Consider the following 20,893-nt stretch of genomic DNA (forward strand, 5'->3'; position numbering starts at 1 on the left):
AAACAATAATGACAGCTAACACAACGCAAAAATGGCTGCTGGCGGCGGGGCTTGCCTCCACCGTTATAGCCGCGCCCGCCTTCGCTGCTAAAGATGTCGTCGTAGCGGTTGCTTCCAACTTCACCACGCTCGACCCGTATGACGCCAACGACACGCTGTCGCAGGCGGTGGCCAAGTCTTTCTATCAGGGGCTGTTCGGGCTTGATAAAGATATGAAGCTGCAAAACGTGCTGGCGGAAAGCTATAAAGTTTCTGATGACGGCCTGGTGTACACCATCAAGCTGCGCTCCGGGGTGAAGTTCCAGGACGGTACCGACTTTAACGCCGAAGCGGTAAAAGCCAACCTCGACCGCGCCAGCAACCCTGACAATCACCTCAAACGCTATAACCTGTATAAAGCCATCGCGAAGACCGAAGCGGTTGACCCGACCACGGTAAAAATCACCCTGAAGGAGCCGTTCTCGGCGTTTATCAACATTCTTGCCCACCCTGCAACGGCGATGATTTCCCCGACCGCATTGCAAAAATACGGCAAAGAGATTGGCTTCCACCCGGTTGGTACCGGCCCGTATCAGCTTGATACCTGGAACCAGACCGACTTCGTGAAGGTGAAGAAATTCGGCGGCTACTGGCAGCAGGGCCTGCCTAAGCTCGACAGCATTACCTGGCGCCCGGTGGTGGACAACAACACCCGTGCGGCGATGTTGCAAACCGGTGAGGCGCAGTTCGCCTTCCCAATTCCTTACGAGCAGGCAGGCGTGCTGGAGAAAAACAGCAAGCTGGAGCTGGTGGCTTCTCCCTCCATCATGCAGCGCTACATCAGCATGAACGTCACCCAGAAGCCGTTCGATAACCCGAAAGTGCGCGAAGCTATTAACTACGCCATTAACCGCCAGGCGCTGGTGAAAGTGGCCTTCTCCGGTTTTGCAACGCCGGCCGAAGGCGTGGTGCCACCGTCTATCGCCTACGCGGAAAAATTCAAACCCTGGCCTTACGATCCAGCCAAAGCAAAAGCGTTGCTGAAAGAAGCCGGTTTCCCGAACGGATTTGAAACAACGCTCTGGTCTTCCCATAATCACAGCACCGCGCAGAAAGTGCTGCAATTTACCCAGCAGCAGCTGGCGCAGGTGGGGATCAAAGTTAAAGTGACGGCGATGGACGCCGGGCAGCGCGCGGCTGAAGTGGAAGCTAAAGGGCAGAAAGAGAGCGGCGTAAGAATGTTCTACACCGGCTGGTCCGCCTCTACCGGTGAAGCTGACTGGGCATTGTCTCCGCTGTTTGCCTCCCAGAACTGGCCGCCAACGCTGTTCAACACCGCTTTCTACAGCAACCCTCAGGTAGACAAAGACCTGACCGGGGCGCTGCAAACCACCAATCCACAGGAGAAAGCGAAGCTGTATAAAGACGCCCAGGACACCATCTGGAAAGAGTCTCCGTGGGTGCCGCTGGTGGTAGAAAAATTGGTTTCCGCCCACAGCAAAAACCTCACCGGGTTCTATGTGATGCCGGATACCGGATTCAGCTTTGATAATGCGGACCTGAAGTAGAGTGGCTTTTACCCTCACCCCATCCCTCTCCCTTAAAGGGAGAGGGGGAAAACGAGGTCGGTCTCTGCTCCCTCTCCCTTTGTACATACCGGAGACATGGTGAACACTTGTTCGGGGACATGGTAGACACTTACAACTACGGCATAAGAACCCTCTTCCGGAGTCGCTTATGCCCTGGGATGCGAGAGATACCATGTCATTACGTCACGAGTTTGTTCACTTTGCCTCGCAGGACGGGGCTAACATCCGGGCGCTCTGTCGCCACTTCGGCATCGCGCCCGCCACCGGATATAAGTGGCTTTGCCGCTTTCTCGAGGCCGGACTTCCCGGCCTCGCTGACCGCTCACGGGCTCCCCATCATTCTCCCAACGCCACCGCCGCTCAGGTGGCTGACCTGTTACAGCAGGCACACCTGGCCCATCCCCGCTGGGGAGCCCGCAAGATTAAGGCCTGGCTGGAAGCGCAGGGGCACCACCTTCCTGCCGTCAGTACCGTGCACAACCTGATGCACCGTCACGGCCTGCTACCCGGTGTACCGCCGGGTATCCCCTCTGCCGGTCGCTTCGAACACGGCAGGCCGAACGCCCTCTGGCAGATGGATTTTAAGGGACACTTTCCCTTCGCCGGTGGGCGCAGCCATCCCCTCACGCTGCTGGACGACCACTCCCGGTTTTCACTCTGCCTGACGCACTGCGACAACGAGCGGCGTGAGACCGTGCAGTCACATCTGACAAAGGTGTTTGAGCGCTATGGCCTGCCGGAGAGGATGACCATGGATAACGGGGCGCCCTGGGGAGACACCACCGGGACCTGGACCGCGCTGGAGCTGTGGCTGATGCGTCAGGGTATCCGGGTGGGGCACTCGCGGCCTTATCATCCCCAGACGCAGGGCAAGCTCGAGCGTTTTCACCGCAGTCTGAAGGCGGAGGTTCTGCAGGGGAAATGGTTCACGGACAGCGACCAGCTCCAGCGGGTATTTGACCACTGGCGGGAGGTCTATAACTTTGAACGCCCGCATGAGGGACTGAATATGGCGGTCCCGGGTTCGCGCTATCAGCCTTCGGCCAGACAGTACAGAAGCGATGCTCCCGGGCCGGAGTACGATGACGGCGTGGCGGTAAGAAAAGTGGATATCAGTGGAAGCCTGAGCATCAGAGGTATCAGCCTGAAAGCGGGCAAAGCGTTCAGGGGAGAGCGAGTGGGGCTGAAGGAAAGCGGTGAGGACGGTTGTTATGAGGTGTGGTGGTACAGCACGAAAGTGGGAATGATCGACCTGAAGAACCGGTCGATCATCATGGGTAAAAGATGTTAAAAGGTGTTCACTATGTCCCCGAACATCTGTCTACTATGTCCCCGGAACGTACACCCTTTAAGGGAGAGGGGGGCCATGCTCTGCCTTTCGTCCCCTCGCCGTTTATGGGAGAAGGATTCCATACTCTGCCTTTCGTCCCCTCTCCCCTCTGGGGAGAGGGTTAGGGTGAGGGGTCTCGATGTTTAACTATTTCCTCAAACGCCTCTTCGGCCTGATCCCAACGCTGCTTATTGTGGCGGTGCTGGTATTCCTGTTTGTGCACCTCCTGCCGGGCGACCCGGCGAGGCTGATTGCCGGGCCGGAAGCCGACGCCACCGTCATCGAACTGGTGCGTAAACAGCTGGGGCTGGATCAGCCGCTGTGGCGGCAGTTCCTGCACTACATCACCCACGTTGTGCAGGGCGACTTTGGTACCTCGCTGGTTTCTCGCCGCCCGGTTTCTGAAGAGATTGCCAGCCGCTTTATGCCAACGCTATGGCTGACGATAACCAGCATGGCCTGGGCGACGCTGTTTGGCCTGGTGACCGGCATTGTGGCCGCCGTCTGGCGCAACCGCTGGCCGGACCGCCTGAGTATGACGCTTGCCGTTTCCGGGATCTCGTTCCCGGCTTTTGCGCTTGGCATGCTCTTGATGCAGGTTTTCTCGGTCGAACTGGGCTGGTTGCCGACGGTAGGCGCCGACAGCTGGCAACACTATATTCTGCCGTCGATAACCCTTGGTGCTGCCGTCGCGGCGGTGATGGCTCGTTTTACCCGCGCCTCGTTTGTCGATGTGCTGCATGAGGACTATATGCGCACCGCGCGCGCTAAAGGCGTGAGCGAGACGCTTATCGTGGTTAAGCACGGCCTGCGTAATGCGATGATCCCGGTTATCACCATGATGGGACTACAGTTTGGTTTCCTGCTTGGCGGCTCGATTGTGGTCGAGAAAGTGTTTAACTGGCCGGGGTTAGGGCGCCTGCTGGTGGATTCGGTAGAGATGCGCGACTACCCGGTGATTCAGGCGGAAGTGCTGCTGTTTTCGCTGGAGTTTATTGTTATCAACTTAGTGGTGGACCTGCTTTACGCCGCCATTAACCCGGCCATCAGGTACAAATAAGGATGCGACTTTTAAACTGGCGACGCCAGGCCATAGTAAACGCGATGCCCACCGTTCGCAGCGGCCAAATTCGCACTCCGTGGAGCGAGTTCTTACGCCGCTTCCGCCAGCAGCCGGTGGCCATGACCGCCGGATTGTTTGTGCTGCTGCTGATTGTGGTTGCTTTGATTGCCCCCTGGATTGCGCCTTTTGATGCTGAAAACTATTTCGACTATGACCGGCTGAACGAAGGGCCTTCGATGTTGCACTGGTTTGGCGTTGACTCTCTCGGGCGCGACATCTTTAGCCGCGTGCTGGTGGGGGCGCAAATTTCCCTGGCCGCCGGGGTCTTTTCGGTGCTGATTGGCGCGTTGATAGGCACCTTCTTCGGCCTGCTGGCGGGGTATTACGAAGGCTGGTGGGACCGCATTGTGATGCGCATTTGCGACGTTCTGTTTGCCTTCCCCGGTATTCTGTTGGCTATTGCCGTGGTGGCGATAATGGGCAGCGGCATGACCAATGTCATCATTGCCGTCGCCATTTTCAGTATTCCTGCGTTCGCTCGCCTGGTGCGCGGCAATACACTGGTGCTTAAACAGCAAACTTTTATCGAGTCTGCTCGTAGTATTGGCGCTCCGGATGCGATTATTATCTTCCGGCATATCCTGCCGGGGACCGTCTCATCTATCGTGGTTTACTTTACGATGCGCATCGGAACTTCTATTATCTCCGCCGCCAGCCTGTCGTTTCTCGGGCTTGGTGCTCAGCCGCCAACCCCTGAATGGGGCGCGATGCTGAACGAGGCGAGGGCGGATATGGTTATTGCCCCGCACGTTGCTATTTTCCCGAGTCTTGCCATTTTTCTTACCGTGCTGGCGTTCAACCTGCTGGGGGACGGACTGCGGGATGCGTTGGATCCGAAGATTAAAGGGTAGCGATACGCCGTAAAGCCGTCGCCCCGGAGTGAACAAATGCGAAAAATTACCGGGGCTCTGCTGTTAAGCCCGCTCCTTGTTGCCACCTCCAGCCCTGCCGCTAACTGGTCCGCCGGGGTGCAGGGCGGCCTGTATCAGTTACCCTACCAGACCCGCCATCAGGAACGCTGGGCGCTGCCCTATATCGGCTACGACGGAAAAACCTGGTATATCGACGGCACCGAGGCTGGCTACAACTTCATCAATACCGACACGCTCCTGCTGCGCGCCAAAGTCTATTACTACGACACACAATACCGCGCCTCAATGGGACAAACGCCTGCGCTGCGTGGGCTGAATAATCGTAACAGCACCATGATGGGTGGCATGCAGCTGCTATACACCACGCCGCTGGGTGCATTGAGCGCCACGCTGGCGGCGGATACCCTGGGGGTCAGTAATGGCGTGGTTGCTAACGCCGGCTGGATAGCGATGGCGCAGTGGGGCGGGTTTACCCTGGTGCCGGAAGTGGGCGTGGATTTCTCTAACGCGCAGAATACTCGCTACTACTACGGTATCTCTGATAAAGAATCGGCGAAGACCGGGTTAGCGACCTGGCGGCCGCAGGCAAGCTTCCTGCCTTATGCCCGGCTTGCCATGAACTATGCCTGGACGCCGCAGTGGAATACCTGGGCGCAGCTTACCCAGCGCTTTTACCCGGATACGATAAGCGACAGCCCGATGGTGAATAAGAATAATTTGCGTGAGCTTACAGTGGGGATGAGCTATACGTTCTGAGTAGAATTGTCCTCCTCCGGGTGGAGGAGGACAGAAAGGATTAAACGACTGAACCCCAGAGATCGTATTCGTCCGCGTTTTCAACTTTCACGCGTACTACGTCGCCCGGCTTCAGCTTAGTTTCACCGTTCAGGTAAACCGCGCCGTCGATTTCCGGGGCGTCTGCCATACTGCGGCCAATCGCACCTTCTTCATCAACTTCGTCGATCATCACCAGAATTTCACGACCCACTTTTTCCTGCAGGCGTTCGGCGGAGATCTTCTGCTGGAGCTGCATAAAGCGATTCCAGCGCTCTTCCTTCACTTCTTCCGGTACCTGGTCCGGCAGCTCATTGGCCGTTGCGCCGTCAACCGGGCTGTACTTGAAGCAGCCAACGCGATCCAGGCGAGCTTCTTTCAGGAACTCGAGCAGCATCTCGAAATCTTCTTCGGTCTCACCCGGGAAGCCGACGATAAAGGTCGAACGCAGGGTCAGATCCGGGCAGATTTCGCGCCACTGCTTAATGCGTTGCAACTGGCGGTCAGCAGAACCCGGGCGCTTCATCAGCTTCAGAATACGCGGGCTGGCGTGCTGTAACGGGATGTCCAGATACGGCAGGATTTTGCCTTCGGCCATCAGCGGAATTACGTCGTCAACGTGCGGGTAAGGGTAGACATAATGCAGGCGCGTCCACACGCCAAGCTTAGCCAGCTGTTCGCACAGGCTCACCATACTGGTTTTGACCGGCGCGCCGTTCCAGAAACCGGTGCGGTGCTTAACGTCCACGCCGTAGGCTGAGGTATCCTGGGAGATAACCAGCAGCTCTTTGACGCCGGCTTCTACCAGGCGCTTAGCTTCTGCCAGCACGTCGCCAATCGGACGGCTATCCAGATCGCCACGCATAGACGGGATAATACAGAAGGTGCAGCGATGGTTGCAGCCTTCGGAGATTTTCAGGTATGCGTAGTGGCGCGGAGTCAGCTTCACGCCCTGTTCCGGCACCAGGCTCAGGAACGGGTTGTGCTGAGGTTTTGGCACATAGTGGTGAACGTGCTCCAGAACCTGCTCATAGCTGTGTGGGCCGGTGATTTCCAGCACTTTAGGATGCACTTCACGGATCTGATCTACCTTTGCACCCAGGCAGCCGGTGACGATCACTTTTCCGTTTTCGTTCAGGGCTTCGCCAATCGCTTCCAGCGATTCCTGCACGGCGCTGTCGATAAAACCGCAGGTGTTGACGATAACCATATCGGCGTCGTCATAGCTTGGCACCACGTCGTAGCCTTCGGTACGCAGTTCGGTCAGGATACGTTCGGAGTCCACGAGGTTTTTCGGGCAGCCGAGGGAGACAAAGCCGATACGCGGCTGGTGGGTTACATTGCTCATAGCTTAAAAAGTGTTCAATTATTAGAAATATTAAGGCAGCGATTCTACAGAGGTTGGGCCGGAATTTGTACTGGATAATTGCAGTTCGTTTTTTGAGCGTGCACCCCTGCGTTCAACAGGTGTTGCTTTAACCCTCAGTCCTGGGCGCTGATTGAGCGGTGAAAAATGCTGGATATCGACTGCGATTAATCTCATTGTAGATTTTAATCTTTCCTTAAATCAACCAGATGGATATACCACTAAAATTGGTAGGTTTTGCGATAACGATCAATTTTATTTGATTGATTGGTAAAAGCGATCAATTATCAGTGGGTTACGATAATAAGGGAATATTAATGAACATGCAGCATTGGGCGCTGCCAATCTCCTCTCCGGATGGGCAATTATTAGGCGTTGAACTGGAAACCCGTGTTGAGGTTAACGGGTGTCGGGTGTTAACAAATTACGCTATGCAGGACGAAAGTATCGGCGGGCGTATTTTTGAGGAGGAGGCCGGGTGGCTGGATAGAAAAGCCGGCTGGTTTATCGATAACGGGTTGTTCTGCATTGTCAGCAGCGAGGCAAAATCCCTGGCGCAGGGGCTGCCGTTTATTAAATTTTTCAGTAATCACTCCCGCGAGCGGCCAGAGACTGGATTCTGGATTGATGAGATGGGAGCCTTCAATAGCAGCGCGATCCCCTTATTCACTCAGGGTTGTGAAGTTGTCCGCTTTAATAAGCATTACGCCACTTTGAACATCAGCAGGCCCATTTTCCCGGTCCTGATTAGTAACATCAGGCGCTACTGCAATAAGGTTATCGTGCCGGTTCACAACGGGCGTCACTTCGCTATGCTTGGCCAGGCAGGCGTCTGGGCGGTACAGCAGGAATCTAGCCTGGTTCACTTCAGCCACTGCGAGTCATTGCTGGACGGCAGTGAGTTTCCACATTGTTCCCGGTAACAATTTTTCTGCTCTCAGTCACAGATTCACAAACTGTTGATTGTTAGCCACGAGGGAGTTTTATATAACGAAACCTGATTAAGGACGTTATCGGGTAAAGCCCGAGCGAAACCTGACCAGCAGCATGTTGCCCTGTGCCGACATGCTGCTGGTCAGGTTTTTTTTTGGCCCATGGATAACAAAAGCGCGCTAAGCGAAAGGTAAATAATATGAATATCAAATGGTTGGCTGAAAATGTTTTGCGCCTTGTTGGCGGAGAAGATAACGTCGTGACGGTGGTGCACTGCGCTACACGACTGCGTTTTTCTCTGCGTGATATCAATAAAGTGGATGTGGCTGGCCTCGAACAGCTCGAAGGCGTGATTGCCACAATGAAGGCTTCTGGCCAGTTTCAGGTGGTTATTGGCAACCGGGTTTCGGAGGTATATCGCCAGATTGGAGAGATCTCATCCCTGCTGGATGACTCTCACGCTAGCCAGCAGGGCAGCCGGTCCAATAACACCAACGTGTTTAGCAAAATGATCGACATTATCTCATCGATCTTTACCCCGCTGCTGGGGGCGATGGCCGCATCCGGCGTGCTGAAAGGGCTTTTGAGCATTGCCCTGGCAGAAGGCTGGATGAGCAAAACCGAAAGCACCTATGTGATTTTGGCGGCGGCGGCGGACAGCCTGTTTTACTTCCTGCCGATCATGCTGGCAATTACCACGGCGCGGAAATTCCAGGGCAATATTTTTGTTGCGGTGTCGATAGCCGGGGCGCTGATTTACCCCTCCATTATCGAGCTTTTCAATACCAAAGCGGACGTTAGCTTTGCCGGTATTCCGGTAGTGCTGATGAAATACACCTCAACCGTCATTCCGATTATTTTATCCATTTGGGTGATGTGCCAGCTGGAACGACTGTTCAACAAATTCATCCATGAAACGGTGCGCAGCATTGTCACTCCGTTTTTGCTGTTAGTGATTATGGTGCCGTTGACGCTGATAACCATCGGGCCAATCGGTATTTATACCAGCGAACTGGCGGCCAGCTTCTTCGTCACCATCTTCGGTTTTAACTCGATTCTGGCCGGCGCGCTGATTGCCGCGGTTTGGCAGATTCTGGTTATCTTTGGGATGCACTGGGCGTTTACGCCGGTGATCATCAACGACATCACGACTATCGGGCGCAGCACCCTCAAGGCTGCCACCGTACCGGCGGTATTTGCCCAGGCCGGGGCGGTGCTGGCGGTTATGCTGAAAACCAAAAATAAGAAAATGAAGGCCCTGGCAGGAAGTACCTTTATTACGGCTCTGTTTGGCATCACCGAGCCCGCCGTGTATGGCGTGACCTTAAAGCTGAAAAAACCGTTCGTTTGCGCCGTTATTGCGGCGGCGGTCGGGGGCGGCATCGTTGGGTATTCTAACAGCGCGGCGATTTCTACCGGTATCCCCAGCCTGCTGACGCTGCCGATTTTCTATGGTGAAGGTTTCGGCGGGCTGATCCTTGGGATTTGTGTCTCCTTTGTGCTTGCTGCCGTTCTCACTTATATCGTCGGTTTCGAGGATATTCCCGAAGAAGGCAGCGCCGGGGCGACGGCAGATAATAAGCCTGCGGCGACCCAGACTGCTGCCGTGAGTGCCGAAAAAATTGTGGCACCGATGAGCGGCACTATCGTTCCGCTGGAGCAGGTTAACGACAAGGTCTTTTCCAGCGGCGTCGTCGGCGACGGCCTGGCCATCCGGCCTGACGGAAACAAAGTTTTTTCCCCGGTCGACGGCACGGTTTCGGCCACTTTTGACTCAGGCCACGCGCTGCAAATTCTCTCCCAACACGGGGCTGAAATCCTGATCCACGTTGGCCTCGATACCGTGCAGCTCAACGGCGAGCACTATCAAATCCACGTAGCAGAAAACCAGCAGGTTAAGCGCGGCGATCTGCTGCTCGAGTTTGACAGAGAAGCGATAGAGCAGGCGGGATACGACACCATTACGCCGGTCATCATTGCCAATGCCGACAGCTATCAACAGCTGCAAAAACAGACCCAGCCGCAGGCTCGCGTTGGCGACACGCTGCTCTCTTTATCATGATTCATTAAGGAGTTAACTATGAGATATCGGGAACTCAAACCCTTTCCAAAAAACTTTCTCTGGGGAGCCTCAACCTCGGCCTATCAGGTTGAGGGCGCATGGAACGAAGACGGTAAAGGGCCGTCGGTAATTGATGCCCGTGAAAGCTACCCCGAGGGAACAACCGACTTCAAAGTCGCCAGCGACCATTACCACCGCTACCGCGAAGATATCGCCCTGTTTGCCGAACTGGGGTTTAAAACCTACCGTTTCTCAATTGCCTGGACACGAATAATCCCGGACGGAGAAGGGGACGTTAACAAAGCCGGGGTAGATTTTTACCGCAACCTGATAGACGAACTGCTGGCGCATAATATTGTGCCGATTGTAACGATGTATCACTTCGATCTTCCTCAGGCGCTTCAGGAAAAAGGCGGCTGGCATAACCGCGCGAGCGTCGATGCTTTTGCCCGCTACGCCAACGTTCTGTTTGATGAATTTGGCGATAAGGTGAAGTACTGGCTGACGATCAACGAGCAGAACTTAATGATCCTTCAGGGCGAGGCGCTGGGAACGCTTGATCCTAAACTCTCGACCCAGGCCGATAAAAAGAAAAACCTGTACCAGCAAAACCACCATATGATGGTGGCGCAGGCGATGGCGATGCGGGATCTGCATACTAAATATCCTGATTCAAAAATTGGCCCCGCGCCCAATATTGCGGTGATTTACCCCGCCAGCAGCAAGCCGGAAGATATTCAGGCGGCCTTTAACTACAACGCTATCCGCAACTGGCTGTATCTGGATGTGGCGGCGAGAGGCGAGTACAACACTCTCGCCTGGCGCTATATGGAAGAGAAGGGCTACACCCCGGAGATGCTGCCTGGGGATGCCGAAGTACTAAAAAGCGGCCGCCCAGATTTTATCGCGTTTAACTACTACACCACGCAGGCGGTTGAGGCCAGCCGCGGCGACGGCAACGATGAAGTGGTGCGCGGCGGCAATAAGCTGCTGAAGTCGGGGGAAGATGGCGTACACCGTGGGGCGGCGAACCCGCATCTACCGCGTACGCAGTTTGGTACGGAAATCGATCCGGTGGGCTTCCGTAATACGCTGCGTGAAATCTGGGACCGCTACCATCTGCCGCTGTTGATAACCGAAAACGGGCTGGGCGCATTTGATAAACTCGATGAGAATGGCGAGATTAACGATGATTACCGTATCGACTTCCTGCGCCTGCACATTGAACAGATGCAGCTGGCTATCACCGATGGGGTTGAGGTCTTTGGTTATACGCCGTGGTCGGCGCTGGATCTGATTTCCACCCACCAGGGCTGCGCCAAACGCTACGGTCTTATCTATGTTAATCGCGACGAATTTGACCTGAAGGATCTGCGTCGAATCCCGAAAAAAAGCGCTGGCTGGTATGCTGACGTTATGAAAAATAACGCGTTATAACAACCAGCCAGCGACGAGCGGCAGCGCCGGAGTGCTGCCGCCGTCAATCAGTAACGGATAGGGGTTTCAGTGATTACAGTCCTGAAAGTTTTGAGCAATAACGCGGTAATTGCCGTTGATGACAAACACTGCGAGATTGTGGCGGTTGGCCGTGGGATCGGGTTTGGTAAACGCGAAGGCGACTCGCTTGCGGCACAGGAAATAGAGAGCCAGTTTATTAAAAAAAGCGGCGGCATCAGCGAGGTGCTCAGCGAGCTGGTGAACTCTATTCCGCTGGAACACTTGCTTATCACTCAGGCCATTTTGCAGCTGGCGCAGCAGCGTCTGGCTATTGAAGTACAGGAGTCGCTTATTTTTGCTCTTAGCGACCATATTAACTTTGCCGTGCAGCGCCATAAAAAAGGGCTGGCGATAAAGAATATGCTGCTTTGGGATATTAAAAAGTTTTACGCACCAGAGTTCGAGCTGGCGTGCGAGGCCGTCGCGTTAATCAACCGCAAGCTTGAGGTGGAACTGCCGGAAGACGAGGCCGGATTTATTGCATTGCACCTGGCTAATGCCAAAGTGAACGATATGCAAAGCACGATGCAGAGCGCCAATATCATCAAAGATGTTCTTTCGATTATTAAGTATGAATTAAAAATTAAATACGATGAGAGTTCTTTGAACTACCAGCGCATTATTACCCACCTGAAGTTTTTCACCCTGCGAATGATGAATAACCAGGCGGTCAGCCATGAGGATCAAAGCCTGTACGAAGGCATTAAAGAGGCGATGACGCAGGCCTGGCAATGCGCTCATAAAATTAACGCTTATCTCAGCAAAAACTATAACTACAGCCTGAGCCACGATGAAATCATGTTTTTAACCATTCATATCAACCGGCTGCGCGATTAAACCTTCTAAAAGGCGGCATCGGGCATCGCCGGGTGTTGTTATTGAAACATTAAGATTTCACTCATTCCTCAACGTGAAAATATCACGTCTAAAGATAATGGCTTAAACTCTGTGAAAAAATATCCCTTCAGGCTGAAAGGTTCTGGAAATTATTACTTTACTTTTTATTTCGAGGTTTTCGCATGAAAGTTAATGAATTATCATCTCAGCATATTGTTACTGATGGGCGCGCCTATAATGATTCAAAAGGTAGGCCTGTCGGCGTTGCGGGTATAGTTAACAGAGTTACAAATGCCGTTGATGTACCGAAAGTATATCCGTTACAGACGCCCGAAGATAAAAGGCAGATTGATATGCTTTTTAATAAGTGCTTCAGTAATACAGGGAAGTATCTATAATCGAAAAAATAGATTGCTTATTCAATCAATGGTTAATTCACCCTTTATGCAGTCAGGAGCATTTGAGACTGTGCTATTTTTTGAAGCTTGTTCTTAATTATTCGGGATTAGTCGCCGTGCGTTTGACGGCAAAGGCCATTTATTTATCGCGCAGGGAGAAAACAGCGCATTCGCGATGTAAGAGTCGGCCCGGACGGCTATCTGTATGTCCTGACCGACGAAACTCACGGCGAGCTGTTAAAGCTGAGCCCGTCAGCTTAGCGGGATCATAATGACTTTCTGGAATGCCGGGCGCTGGGTCAACTGCTGATACCAGCGCTGTAGATTTGGCACCGCGTCCCACGGAATGTCGAGGTTAAGCAGGCTGTAAATCTGCGGGCCGAAGGCGATATCGCCGGTGCCGAATGCATCGCCGCCGAGCCACGGTTGTCTGGCGAGTTCCGCATCCGCAATGGCGAACAGCTTATTGCAGGCGATGATGCCGCGCTCAATTTGCTCCTGGCTGCGCTGCTCGGGCGGCAGGCGCACCATATTGAAGAAGACGTCGCGGTAAGGGCCGGAAACGGCCGTTGCCGACCAGTCCATCCATTTTTCCCCTTTCGCTCTTCGGGCGGGTTCATTCACCCATAATTTATCGCGGCCATATTCAGCGGCGAGATAGCGCACGATGGTATTCGACTCCCAGAGCGTCAGCCCGTACGCGTCGTCATGCAGGCAAGGTACCAGCCCGTTCGGGTTCATCGCCAGGTATTCTGCATCGTGCGTCAGGCCAAACTTCCCTCCGGCGGGAATAGAACGGTACGGCAGGTTCAGCTCTTCCAGACACCACAACACTTTTTTAACATTAGTGGAATTATCTCTGCCCCAAACGGTAATCATGATGGTTCCTTTTTTTGCTGGTGGAGGTTGAGTATCGCGCAGCTTGATGACGAAAACACCACAACAACTCAACCAAAGCTAAAAAAATAAGCGCAACGGCGGCAAGTCGGCCAGATATCGAATAAACTTAACAAACTTTACCAACTCTATGTTTCTTTAAGTGGATTCGTGCGTTATTACTCACATCCTGACATATGGGTGGCGGCGCGCGCCGTGATTTTTAAGAATGGATACTCAGGTGGTTTTATGAAGAGCTTGCAAATGCCTGCAACGTTACGTGCTTTAGCGGCGGGAACGACCCTGCTGTTGGTGGCGGCTCCTGCGCTGAGCGCTGAGCAGACCGCAGATGCTCCCCAGGTAGACGCCAAAGCCTGGATTTTGATGGACTACGCCAGCGGGAAAGTGCTGGCCGAAGGGAATGCTGACTCGCAGCTGGATCCGGCAAGCCTGACCAAATTGATGACCAGCTACGTGGTGGGGCAGGCGCTCAAGGCCGGCAAAATTCACCTTACGGATATGGTGACCATCGGTAAAGATGCCTGGGCTACCGGCAACCCGGTGCTGCGCGGCTCGTCGCTGATGTTCCTGAAGCCGGGCGATAAAGTCTCGGTTGAGGATTTAAACAAAGGCGTGATTATTCAGTCCGGCAACGATGCCAGCATCGCCATTGCCGATTATGTGGCGGGTAGCCAGGACTCGTTCGTCAGCTTGATGAACAACTACGCGCAAAAGCTGAAGCTCACCAATACCACCTTCAAAACCGTGCACGGCCTCGATGCGCCTGGCCAGTTCAGCACCGCGCGCGACATGGCGCTGCTGGGGCAGGCGCTGATTCATGATGTGCCGGACGAATATGCGGTACATAAAGAGAAAGAGTTCACCTTCAACAACATCAAGCAGCCGAACCGTAACCGCCTGCTGTGGAGCTCTAACCTGAACGTGGACGGTATGAAAACCGGCACCACCGAAGGGGCGGGCTACAACCTGGTCGCTTCTGCAACTTCCGGGGATATGCGCCTTATCTCCGTGGTGCTCGGGGCTAAAACCGACCGCATCCGCTTTAACGAAAGCGAAAAGCTGCTGACGTGGGGCTTCCGCTTCTATGAAACCGTAACCCCGATTAAGCCGGATGCCACTTTTGTGACCCAGCGCGTGTGGTTCGGTGATAAGAGCGAAGTGAATCTTGGTGCGGGCGAGGGCGGCTCGGTCACTATTCCTCGCGGCCAGCTTAAAAACCTGAAAGCCAGCTTTACGCTGAATCAGCCGCAGCTTACCGCTCCGCTGAAGCAGGGGCAGGTTGTCGGCACTATCGACTTCCAGCTGAACGGCAAATCTATCGAGCAGCGCCCGCTGATGGTGATGCAGCCGGTAGAAGAGGGCGGCTTCTTCAGCCGCATGTGGGACTTTGTGCTGATGAAATTCCACAGCTGGTTCGGCAGCTGGTTCTCGTAAGGCTTACCACTCGAGAGTAATGCTTTCCGCCGCGGCGTAGTCCACAAACTCTGCGGCGGGAGGCTGATTGCTGATTATTGTATCAAACGCCGTCAGCGGTCCCATGCAGGCGGCGCGCACCTTGCCAAACTTGGTATCATCCACCACCAGAATGCTCTGCTGAGCCATGCTCAGCGCCCAGTGTTTAACCGGTAATTCATCGAGATTAAAACAGGTCGCGCCGTGGCGAAGGTGAACCCCTGCCGCGGAAAGAAACGCGATATCCGGGCAGATATTGCCGAGGCATTCCTGAAAGTTTATCGGCTTAAAAATCGCATTACTGGCGTGAAACTCGCCGCCGCTTAAAATCACCCGGCAGTTGGGTTTGTCCTGCAAGGCCAGAAAAGTGTTCAGCGAGTAACAAACGCCGGTGAAGACCAGCTCGTCGTCCAGCGCATCGATGATATAGGGCGTGGTGGTGCCGCAGTCGAAGAACACCGTCTGGTGAGCAACAACGTGGCGGGCAGCAAGCTGCGCGGCGTGGCGTTTCTCATCAATCTGGCGTGTTTTCTGGTCGCTTAACAGGTAATGGCTGGCACCCGCGCTTCTTGGCTCAAGCACCACATAGCCGCCAAGCAGCACGACCTGGCCCGGCTCGCTGTTCAGGTCGCGGCGGATGGTCATTTCCGACACGCCAAGCAGCTGCGCCGCTTCTTTAAGATGCATTTTATCGCTGCGCTTTAGCGCCTGTACCAGGCGGTTAATGCGCTCGTCACGGCGGGTTTCCATAGCGGCCTCTGAACATTAAAAAGCCCCGCTAAGGCAGGGCTTTAGTTAACGTATTTTACCTGCCGCAAGAGGCTTAGTCACGCACCCAACCTTTACGGATAGGCAGCGCAAAGCAAAAACGGTAGATCAGGTGCAGGCGTCGGTGGATTTGCGGCCCGCGCAGGTTCCAGACCAGCTGCGATAGCAGGCAGGCGCTCATGCCGACCAGCAGGCCGCCCAGCATATCCAGCGGCCAGTGGACGCCGAGATACACGCGGGACCATGCAATCGCGCAGCCGATAACAAACAGTAAAATACCGGACCAGACGCGGTGCCAGCACAGGAAGGCCAGCGCGAAGGTGAAAATCACCGTGCCGTGGTCGCTCGGGAAGGAGTCGTCCGGCGCATGATGCAGGAAGTTATAGCCCAGCCCGGTAACAAACGGGCGGTCGTGCGGGAACAGTTGCCCAATGACCCATGAGAGGATCACGCTGATAATCAGCGCCATCGCCGTCTTGATAACCACCTGGCGCTGGGCGTTCATTTGCTTACGTTGCCCCCAAAGCCAGAGAATGGCTATCAGCAGCGGGACGATGCTTATCAGGTCTTTGGCGAAGAAAATAGCCAGCTTGATTATCCATTCCGGGGAGGCCGGAGTGGCATTAATCAGCAAAAACAGATTCTGGTTGAGACTTTCCATCATAACGTTTCCTGTTCCTTTACAAGCCAGGTGGACAGCAGGCCATAAATCGCCACCTGGGTTAACCATACCCACCAACCCGCCCACAGGTTGTGGCTGAAAAAGTGCGCGCCGCGCATCACCTGGCCGTAGCCCATCATCTGGCCGAGAAAGACACCGGCAAACAGGCAAAACCACGCCAGGCGCGGGCGTTCGCGATAAAACAAGAAGAACAATGCCATCACCCCAAAGCCGCTGGACGCGTGGCCGCCGGGAAAACATCTCCCTGGCCCGCTGCCTGCCGGAACGGCGCCAAACAGCGGGTAAGAAACGGCATTACCGCCGTATTCGGCCAGGCTCCACGGGCAGGAGTGGTGGCTAAAATCCTTCAGGATGCCGACGGTTAAGGCCCCGAGGCCGATTAAGAGCGCCACGACCACCAGCCGTGGCTGGCGGCGCCAGAGGCCCCAAATCAGGGACAGCGCTCCCCCGACTATCACCAAATCCTTTAACAGGCGGTGGTTCAGCAAATCCAGCAGCCGGTTGTTCTGTAGCGGGAACTGCCGGGTGGCGGCATCAAACCAGTACCCGGTTATCCAGCGATCCAGCCCTTCATCTCTGGCAAGCCAGCTAAAAATGACAGCCAGCATTATCAGGATGAAAAGCTGGAAAAGATAGAAGCGTGGCGGCAGTCGGTAAAGCAGTTTTGTCTTATTTACCGTTGGTTTAGGAAAACTTTGCATTATGTAAACGGCGAGTGCTGCGCGGGTAGGAAAATGATGAGGAGAGAATATTCATCACAGATTAAGAAATCCTTAATACAATTGGGTTATCATATGCGCGCTTTTACAACCCGTGCTTTTCATCTGCAACAAACTGTTATCCGCGCGGGCAATTGAATACACTCTGCGCGTTTTTTTATCTTCTGAGTTCCTAATGCAAAATAATACGATAGCTAACAAATCGTTAGGCCGTCAGGCGTTGCTGTTTCCGCTCTGCCTGGTGCTCTACGAATTCTCAACTTATATCGCCAACGATATGATCCAGCCGGGAATGCTGGCCGTGGTGGATCAATACCAGGCCGGCATTGAATGGGTGCCGACCTCGATGACCGCCTACCTGGCGGGCGGCATGTTCCTGCAATGGTTGCTGGGGCCGCTGTCCGACCGTATCGGCCGCCGTCCGGTAATGCTGACCGGCGTGGTGTGGTTCATCGTCACCTGCCTGGCGACGCTGCTGGCACAAAATATTGAGCAATTTACTTTCCTGCGCTTCCTGCAGGGCATCAGCCTTTGCTTTATTGGCGCGGTGGGGTACGCCGCAATTCAGGAATCGTTTGAAGAGGCGGTGTGCATTAAAATCACCGCCCTGATGGCAAACGTAGCGCTGATAGCGCCGCTGCTCGGCCCGCTGGTAGGGGCTGCCTGGATCCACGTTGCGCCGTGGGAAACGATGTTTGTGCTGTTTGCCGTGCTGGCCGCTGTTTCCTTCTTTGGCCTGCACAAAGCGATGCCTGAAACTGCGACCCGCCTCGGCGAAAAGCTCTCTTTGCCCGAGCTTGGCCGTGATTACAAGCTGGTGCTGAAGAACATCCGCTTTGTGGCGGGCGCGCTGGCTACCGGCTTCGTAAGCCTGCCGCTGCTGGCGTGGATTGCCCAGTCACCGGTTATCATCATTAGCGGCGAAAACCTCAGCAGCTACGAATATGGCCTGTTGCAGGTGCCGATTTTTGGCGCACTGATCCTCGGTAACCTGGTGCTGGCAAAACTGACCGCACGCCGCAGCGTCCGCAGCCTGATTATTATGGGCGGCTGGTGGATTGTGCCTGGTCTGATTGTGGCCGCTGTCGCGACGGTGGTTTCGTCCCACGCTTATCTGTGGATGACCGCCGGTCTTAGCCTGTATGCATTCGGGATTGGCCTTGCAAACGCCGGCCTGGTCCGCCTGACGCTGTTCGCCAGCGACATGAGTAAAGGCACGGTGTCTGCGGCGATGGGAATGCTGCAAATGCTGATCTTTACCGTGGGTATTGAGCTGAGCAAGCACGCTTATCAACTTGGCGGTAACGGGCTGTTCAGCCTGTTTAACCTGCTGGGTGGCCTGGTGTGGTTGGGGCTGATGTTCTTGTTCCTGAAGGACAAAACGGTAGGGCAGGCCAGAGACGCCTGACAAAAGAAAAACCCCGGATATCCGGGGTTTTGTTTTTTATTTAACCGCCATACCAGGCTGAGCACCGCTGTCCGGGCTGAGCAGGAAGATGTCTTTCCCGCCAGGGCCTGCGGCCATCACCATGCCTTCGGAAATACCAAAGCGCATTTTACGCGGCGCAAGGTTCGCCACCATCACGGTTAAACGGCCTTCCAGCTTCGCCGGGTCCGGGTAAGCGGAGCGAATACCGGAGAACACGTTGCGCTTCTCGCCGCCTAAATCCAGCGTCAGGCGCAGCAGCTTGTCAGAGCCTTCCACAAATTCTGCTTTTTCGATCAGCGCAATACGCATATCGACTTTGGCGAAATCGTCGAAGGTGATGGTTTCCTGAATCGGATCGTCGGCCAGCGGGCCGGTGACCGGAGCAGACAGCGCCTTAACTTCTTCTTTAGACGCTTCTACCAGGGCTTCCACCTGCTTCATCTCAATACGGTTATACAGCGCCTTGAAGCTGTTCACTTTGTGATTCAGCAGCGGCTCCTGAATGCTGTCCCAACTCAGCTCGGCGTTGAGGAAAGCTTCAGCTCGCTCGGTCAGGGTTGGCAGCACCGGCTTCAGGTAAGTCATCAGCACGCGGAACAGGTTAATGCCCATGGAGCAGATGGCCTGCAGGTCGGCATCGCGGCCTTCCTGTTTTGCCACCACCCATGGAGCCTGCTCGTCCACATAGCGGTTAGCGATATCGGCCAGCGCCATGATTTCGCGGACCGCACGGCCAAACTCGCGGCTGTCCCACGCTTCACCGATGCTTGCTGCCGCGTCGGTAAAGGTTTTGTACAGGTCGGCATCGGCAATTTCCGCCGCCAGCTGGCCGTCAAAGCGCTTGGCGATAAAGCCAGCGTTACGGGAGGCCAGGTTAACCACTTTGTTCACGATGTCGCTGTTCACGCGCTGTACGAAGTCTTCCAGGTTAAGGTCGATATCGTCGATGCGTGAGGAGAGCTTGGCGGTGTAGTAGTAGCGCAGGCTGTCGGCATCAAAATGCTTAAGCCAGGTGCTGGCCTTGATAAAGGTGCCGCGAGATTTGGACATCTTCGCGCCGTTTACCGTCACATAGCCGTGCACAAACAGGTTGGTCGGCTTGCGGAAGTTGCTGCCTTCCAGCATGGCTGGCCAGAACAGGCTGTGGAAGTAAACGATGTCTTTGCCGATGAAGTGATACAGCTCGGTAGAGGAATCTTTCTTCCAGTATTCTTCAAAGCTGGTGGTGTCGCCGCGCTTGTCGCACAGGTTCTTGAAGGAGCCCATGTAGCCGATTGGCGCATCCAGCCAGACGTAGAAATATTTACCCGGCGCGTTTGGAATTTCAAAGCCGAAGTAAGGCGCATCGCGGGAGATGTCCCACTGTTGAAGGCCGGACTCGAACCACTCCTGCATTTTGTTCGCAACCTGCTCCTGCAGCGCGCCGCTGCGGGTCCACGCTTGCAGCATTTCGCTGAAGGAAGGCAAGTCAAAGAAGAAGTGCTCGGAATCACGCATCTCGGGCGTTGCCCCGGAGACCACGGATTTAGGGTCGATAAGCTCGGTTGGGCTGTAGGTTGAGCCACAGACTTCGCAGTTATCGCCGTACTGGTCCGGCGCTTTGCATTTCGGGCAGGTGCCTTTTACGAAACGATCCGGCAGGAACATGCCTTTTTCCGGATCGTAAAGCTGAGAGATGGTGCGGTTCTTGATAAAACCGTTTTCTTTCAGGCGGCCGTAAATCAGCTCCGACAGCTCGCGGTTTTCGTCGCTGTGGGTGGAGTGATAGTTGTCATAGCTGATGTTGAAGCCGGCAAAATCGGTCTGATGCTCCTGGCTCATTTCGGCAATCATCTGTTCCGGGGTAATGCCCAACTGCTGAGCTTTCAGCATGATAGGCGTGCCGTGAGCGTCATCGGCGCAGATGAAGTTGACCTCGTTGCCGCGCATTCGTTGGTAACGGACCCAGACATCAGCCTGAATATGCTCCAGCATGTGACCGAGGTGGATTGAGCCGTTTGCGTACGGCAGGGCGCACGTTACCAATATTTTCTTCGCGGTTTGAGCCATAGTGGGAATTGCATCTTCTGATTTAAAAAAGGGGTTTTGATATTACCGGATTGGCAATTGATTAGTAACCCCAAAGCCCGCAATAACCGGATATGAATAGCTGTTCGCCTTTCTGGTATGCTTAGCACACTGCAATG

18 protein-coding genes and 1 pseudogene are annotated in these 20,893 nt (G+C 54.7%); 13 read left to right on the top strand and 6 right to left on the bottom strand.

The genetic code is table 11. From position 1 onward, the window contains the following. Window positions 1-8: 8 nt before the first annotated feature. The 5 genes from gsiB (at window position 9) to ACG1VR_RS07425 (ending at window position 5,649) form a co-directional block, all read left to right on the top strand. The gene (gsiB, locus tag ACG1VR_RS07405; RefSeq protein WP_172569454.1) at window positions 9-1,547 is read left to right on the top strand and encodes a glutathione ABC transporter substrate-binding protein GsiB; all 1,539 of its coding nucleotides are present in this window, start codon (window positions 9-11) and stop codon (window positions 1,545-1,547) included. 169 nt (window positions 1,548-1,716) lie between these two features. Continuing rightward, window positions 1,717-2,859, top strand: a complete 1,143-nt coding sequence (locus ACG1VR_RS07410; RefSeq protein WP_395488908.1) for an IS481 family transposase — start codon at window positions 1,717-1,719, stop codon at window positions 2,857-2,859. 178 nt (window positions 2,860-3,037) lie between these two features. Then, the gene (gene gsiC, locus ACG1VR_RS07415; protein WP_172569455.1) at window positions 3,038-3,958 is read left to right on the top strand and encodes a glutathione ABC transporter permease GsiC; all 921 of its coding nucleotides are present in this window, start codon (window positions 3,038-3,040) and stop codon (window positions 3,956-3,958) included. Window positions 3,959-3,960: 2 nt separating this feature from the next. After that, entirely contained in the window at window positions 3,961-4,872 is a 912-nt protein-coding gene (gene gsiD, locus ACG1VR_RS07420) for a glutathione ABC transporter permease GsiD (protein ID WP_172569456.1), read from the top strand. Window positions 4,873-4,908: 36 nt separating this feature from the next. Continuing rightward, entirely contained in the window at window positions 4,909-5,649 is a 741-nt protein-coding gene (locus tag ACG1VR_RS07425) for a MipA/OmpV family protein (RefSeq protein ID WP_016537307.1), read from the top strand. Window positions 5,650-5,689: 40 nt separating this feature from the next. Here ACG1VR_RS07425 and rimO read toward each other — a convergent pair whose 3' ends face one another. Continuing rightward, window positions 5,690-7,015 carry a 30S ribosomal protein S12 methylthiotransferase RimO gene (gene rimO, locus ACG1VR_RS07430; protein ID WP_039898454.1) on the bottom strand — a complete coding sequence of 442 codons (1,326 nt, stop codon included), beginning with the start codon at window positions 7,013-7,015 and terminating at the stop codon, window positions 5,690-5,692. A 335-nt stretch (window positions 7,016-7,350) separates the two neighbouring features. Here rimO and ACG1VR_RS07435 point away from each other — a divergent pair, with 335 nt between their 5' ends. The 6 genes and pseudogenes from ACG1VR_RS07435 to ACG1VR_RS07460 form a co-directional block, all read left to right on the top strand. Continuing rightward, window positions 7,351-7,956 carry a hypothetical protein gene (locus ACG1VR_RS07435; protein ID WP_395490579.1) on the top strand — a complete coding sequence of 202 codons (606 nt, stop codon included), beginning with the start codon at window positions 7,351-7,353 and terminating at the stop codon, window positions 7,954-7,956. Window positions 7,957-8,165: 209 nt separating this feature from the next. Next, window positions 8,166-10,028 (top strand): beta-glucoside-specific PTS transporter subunit IIABC, encoded by a 1,863-nt coding sequence (locus ACG1VR_RS07440; RefSeq protein WP_395490580.1) that lies wholly within the window; start codon window positions 8,166-8,168, stop codon window positions 10,026-10,028. A gap of 18 nt (window positions 10,029-10,046) precedes the next feature. Continuing rightward, the gene (locus ACG1VR_RS07445) at window positions 10,047-11,465 is read left to right on the top strand and encodes a glycoside hydrolase family 1 protein (protein ID WP_216376161.1); all 1,419 of its coding nucleotides are present in this window, start codon (window positions 10,047-10,049) and stop codon (window positions 11,463-11,465) included. A 72-nt stretch (window positions 11,466-11,537) separates the two neighbouring features. Further along, complete coding sequence (licT, locus tag ACG1VR_RS07450) at window positions 11,538-12,362, top strand: BglG family transcription antiterminator LicT (protein ID WP_395491068.1); 825 nt, start codon at window positions 11,538-11,540, stop codon at window positions 12,360-12,362. Between the two features lie 182 nt (window positions 12,363-12,544). After that, complete coding sequence (locus tag ACG1VR_RS07455) at window positions 12,545-12,760, top strand: hypothetical protein (RefSeq protein ID WP_395490581.1); 216 nt, start codon at window positions 12,545-12,547, stop codon at window positions 12,758-12,760. Between the two features lie 156 nt (window positions 12,761-12,916). Continuing rightward, a pseudogene (locus tag ACG1VR_RS07460) lies at window positions 12,917-13,021 on the top strand (PQQ-dependent sugar dehydrogenase); the annotation flags it as partial. Here ACG1VR_RS07460 and ACG1VR_RS07465 read toward each other — a convergent pair. Further along, window positions 13,013-13,639, bottom strand: a complete 627-nt coding sequence (locus ACG1VR_RS07465) for a glutathione S-transferase family protein (RefSeq protein ID WP_395490582.1) — start codon at window positions 13,637-13,639, stop codon at window positions 13,013-13,015. The pseudogene ACG1VR_RS07460 and the gene ACG1VR_RS07465 sit on opposite strands and share 9 nt — an antisense overlap. A 261-nt stretch (window positions 13,640-13,900) precedes the next feature. Here ACG1VR_RS07465 and dacC point away from each other — a divergent pair, with 261 nt between their 5' ends. Further along, window positions 13,901-15,091 carry a serine-type D-Ala-D-Ala carboxypeptidase gene (dacC, locus tag ACG1VR_RS07470; RefSeq protein WP_115586386.1) on the top strand — a complete coding sequence of 397 codons (1,191 nt, stop codon included), beginning with the start codon at window positions 13,901-13,903 and terminating at the stop codon, window positions 15,089-15,091. 3 nt (window positions 15,092-15,094) lie between these two features. On the opposite strand, the gene deoR is transcribed toward dacC, so the two are convergent. From deoR to ACG1VR_RS07485, 3 genes are all read right to left on the bottom strand, one after another. Next, complete coding sequence (gene deoR / locus ACG1VR_RS07475; RefSeq protein WP_016537296.1) at window positions 15,095-15,859, bottom strand: DNA-binding transcriptional repressor DeoR; 765 nt, start codon at window positions 15,857-15,859, stop codon at window positions 15,095-15,097. Between the two features lie 73 nt (window positions 15,860-15,932). Then, window positions 15,933-16,541 (bottom strand): undecaprenyl-diphosphate phosphatase, encoded by a 609-nt coding sequence (gene ybjG / locus ACG1VR_RS07480; RefSeq protein WP_227318898.1) that lies wholly within the window; start codon window positions 16,539-16,541, stop codon window positions 15,933-15,935. Further along, complete coding sequence (locus tag ACG1VR_RS07485; protein WP_395490583.1) at window positions 16,538-17,260, bottom strand: phosphatase PAP2 family protein; 723 nt, start codon at window positions 17,258-17,260, stop codon at window positions 16,538-16,540. Before ACG1VR_RS07485 ends, ybjG begins: the two co-directional genes overlap by 4 nt. 193 nt (window positions 17,261-17,453) lie before the next feature. Between ACG1VR_RS07485 and ACG1VR_RS07490 the strand changes: the two genes are divergently transcribed. Then, complete coding sequence (locus ACG1VR_RS07490; RefSeq protein ID WP_395490584.1) at window positions 17,454-18,686, top strand: MFS transporter; 1,233 nt, start codon at window positions 17,454-17,456, stop codon at window positions 18,684-18,686. 36 nt (window positions 18,687-18,722) lie between these two features. Here ACG1VR_RS07490 and metG read toward each other — a convergent pair whose 3' ends face one another. After that, a complete protein-coding gene (gene metG, locus ACG1VR_RS07495; protein ID WP_016537292.1) occupies window positions 18,723-20,756 on the bottom strand; it encodes a methionine--tRNA ligase in 2,034 nt (677 codons plus the stop codon). Window positions 20,757-20,893: the final 137 nt, after the last annotated feature.

The organism is Cedecea davisae, from assembly GCF_044095835.1.
Lineage (GTDB): Bacteria > Pseudomonadota > Gammaproteobacteria > Enterobacterales > Enterobacteriaceae > Cedecea > Cedecea davisae.

Coding starts and splice junctions, on each gene's coding strand:
- gsiB (WP_172569454.1), top strand. CDS start 9: ATGACAGCTAACACAACGCAAAAATGGCTGCTGGCGGCGGGGCTTGCC.
- ACG1VR_RS07410 (WP_395488908.1), top strand. CDS start 1,717: ATGCCCTGGGATGCGAGAGATACCATGTCATTACGTCACGAGTTTGTT.
- gsiC (WP_172569455.1), top strand. CDS start 3,038: ATGTTTAACTATTTCCTCAAACGCCTCTTCGGCCTGATCCCAACGCTG.
- gsiD (WP_172569456.1), top strand. CDS start 3,961: ATGCGACTTTTAAACTGGCGACGCCAGGCCATAGTAAACGCGATGCCC.
- ACG1VR_RS07425 (WP_016537307.1), top strand. CDS start 4,909: ATGCGAAAAATTACCGGGGCTCTGCTGTTAAGCCCGCTCCTTGTTGCC.
- rimO (WP_039898454.1), bottom strand. CDS start 7,015: ATGAGCAATGTAACCCACCAGCCGCGTATCGGCTTTGTCTCCCTCGGC.
- ACG1VR_RS07435 (WP_395490579.1), top strand. CDS start 7,351: ATGAACATGCAGCATTGGGCGCTGCCAATCTCCTCTCCGGATGGGCAA.
- ACG1VR_RS07440 (WP_395490580.1), top strand. CDS start 8,166: ATGAATATCAAATGGTTGGCTGAAAATGTTTTGCGCCTTGTTGGCGGA.
- ACG1VR_RS07445 (WP_216376161.1), top strand. CDS start 10,047: ATGAGATATCGGGAACTCAAACCCTTTCCAAAAAACTTTCTCTGGGGA.
- ACG1VR_RS07455 (WP_395490581.1), top strand. CDS start 12,545: ATGAAAGTTAATGAATTATCATCTCAGCATATTGTTACTGATGGGCGC.
- ACG1VR_RS07465 (WP_395490582.1), bottom strand. CDS start 13,639: ATGATTACCGTTTGGGGCAGAGATAATTCCACTAATGTTAAAAAAGTG.
- dacC (WP_115586386.1), top strand. CDS start 13,901: ATGCCTGCAACGTTACGTGCTTTAGCGGCGGGAACGACCCTGCTGTTG.
- deoR (WP_016537296.1), bottom strand. CDS start 15,859: ATGGAAACCCGCCGTGACGAGCGCATTAACCGCCTGGTACAGGCGCTA.
- ybjG (WP_227318898.1), bottom strand. CDS start 16,541: ATGATGGAAAGTCTCAACCAGAATCTGTTTTTGCTGATTAATGCCACT.
- ACG1VR_RS07485 (WP_395490583.1), bottom strand. CDS start 17,260: ATGCAAAGTTTTCCTAAACCAACGGTAAATAAGACAAAACTGCTTTAC.
- ACG1VR_RS07490 (WP_395490584.1), top strand. CDS start 17,454: ATGCAAAATAATACGATAGCTAACAAATCGTTAGGCCGTCAGGCGTTG.
- metG (WP_016537292.1), bottom strand. CDS start 20,756: ATGGCTCAAACCGCGAAGAAAATATTGGTAACGTGCGCCCTGCCGTAC.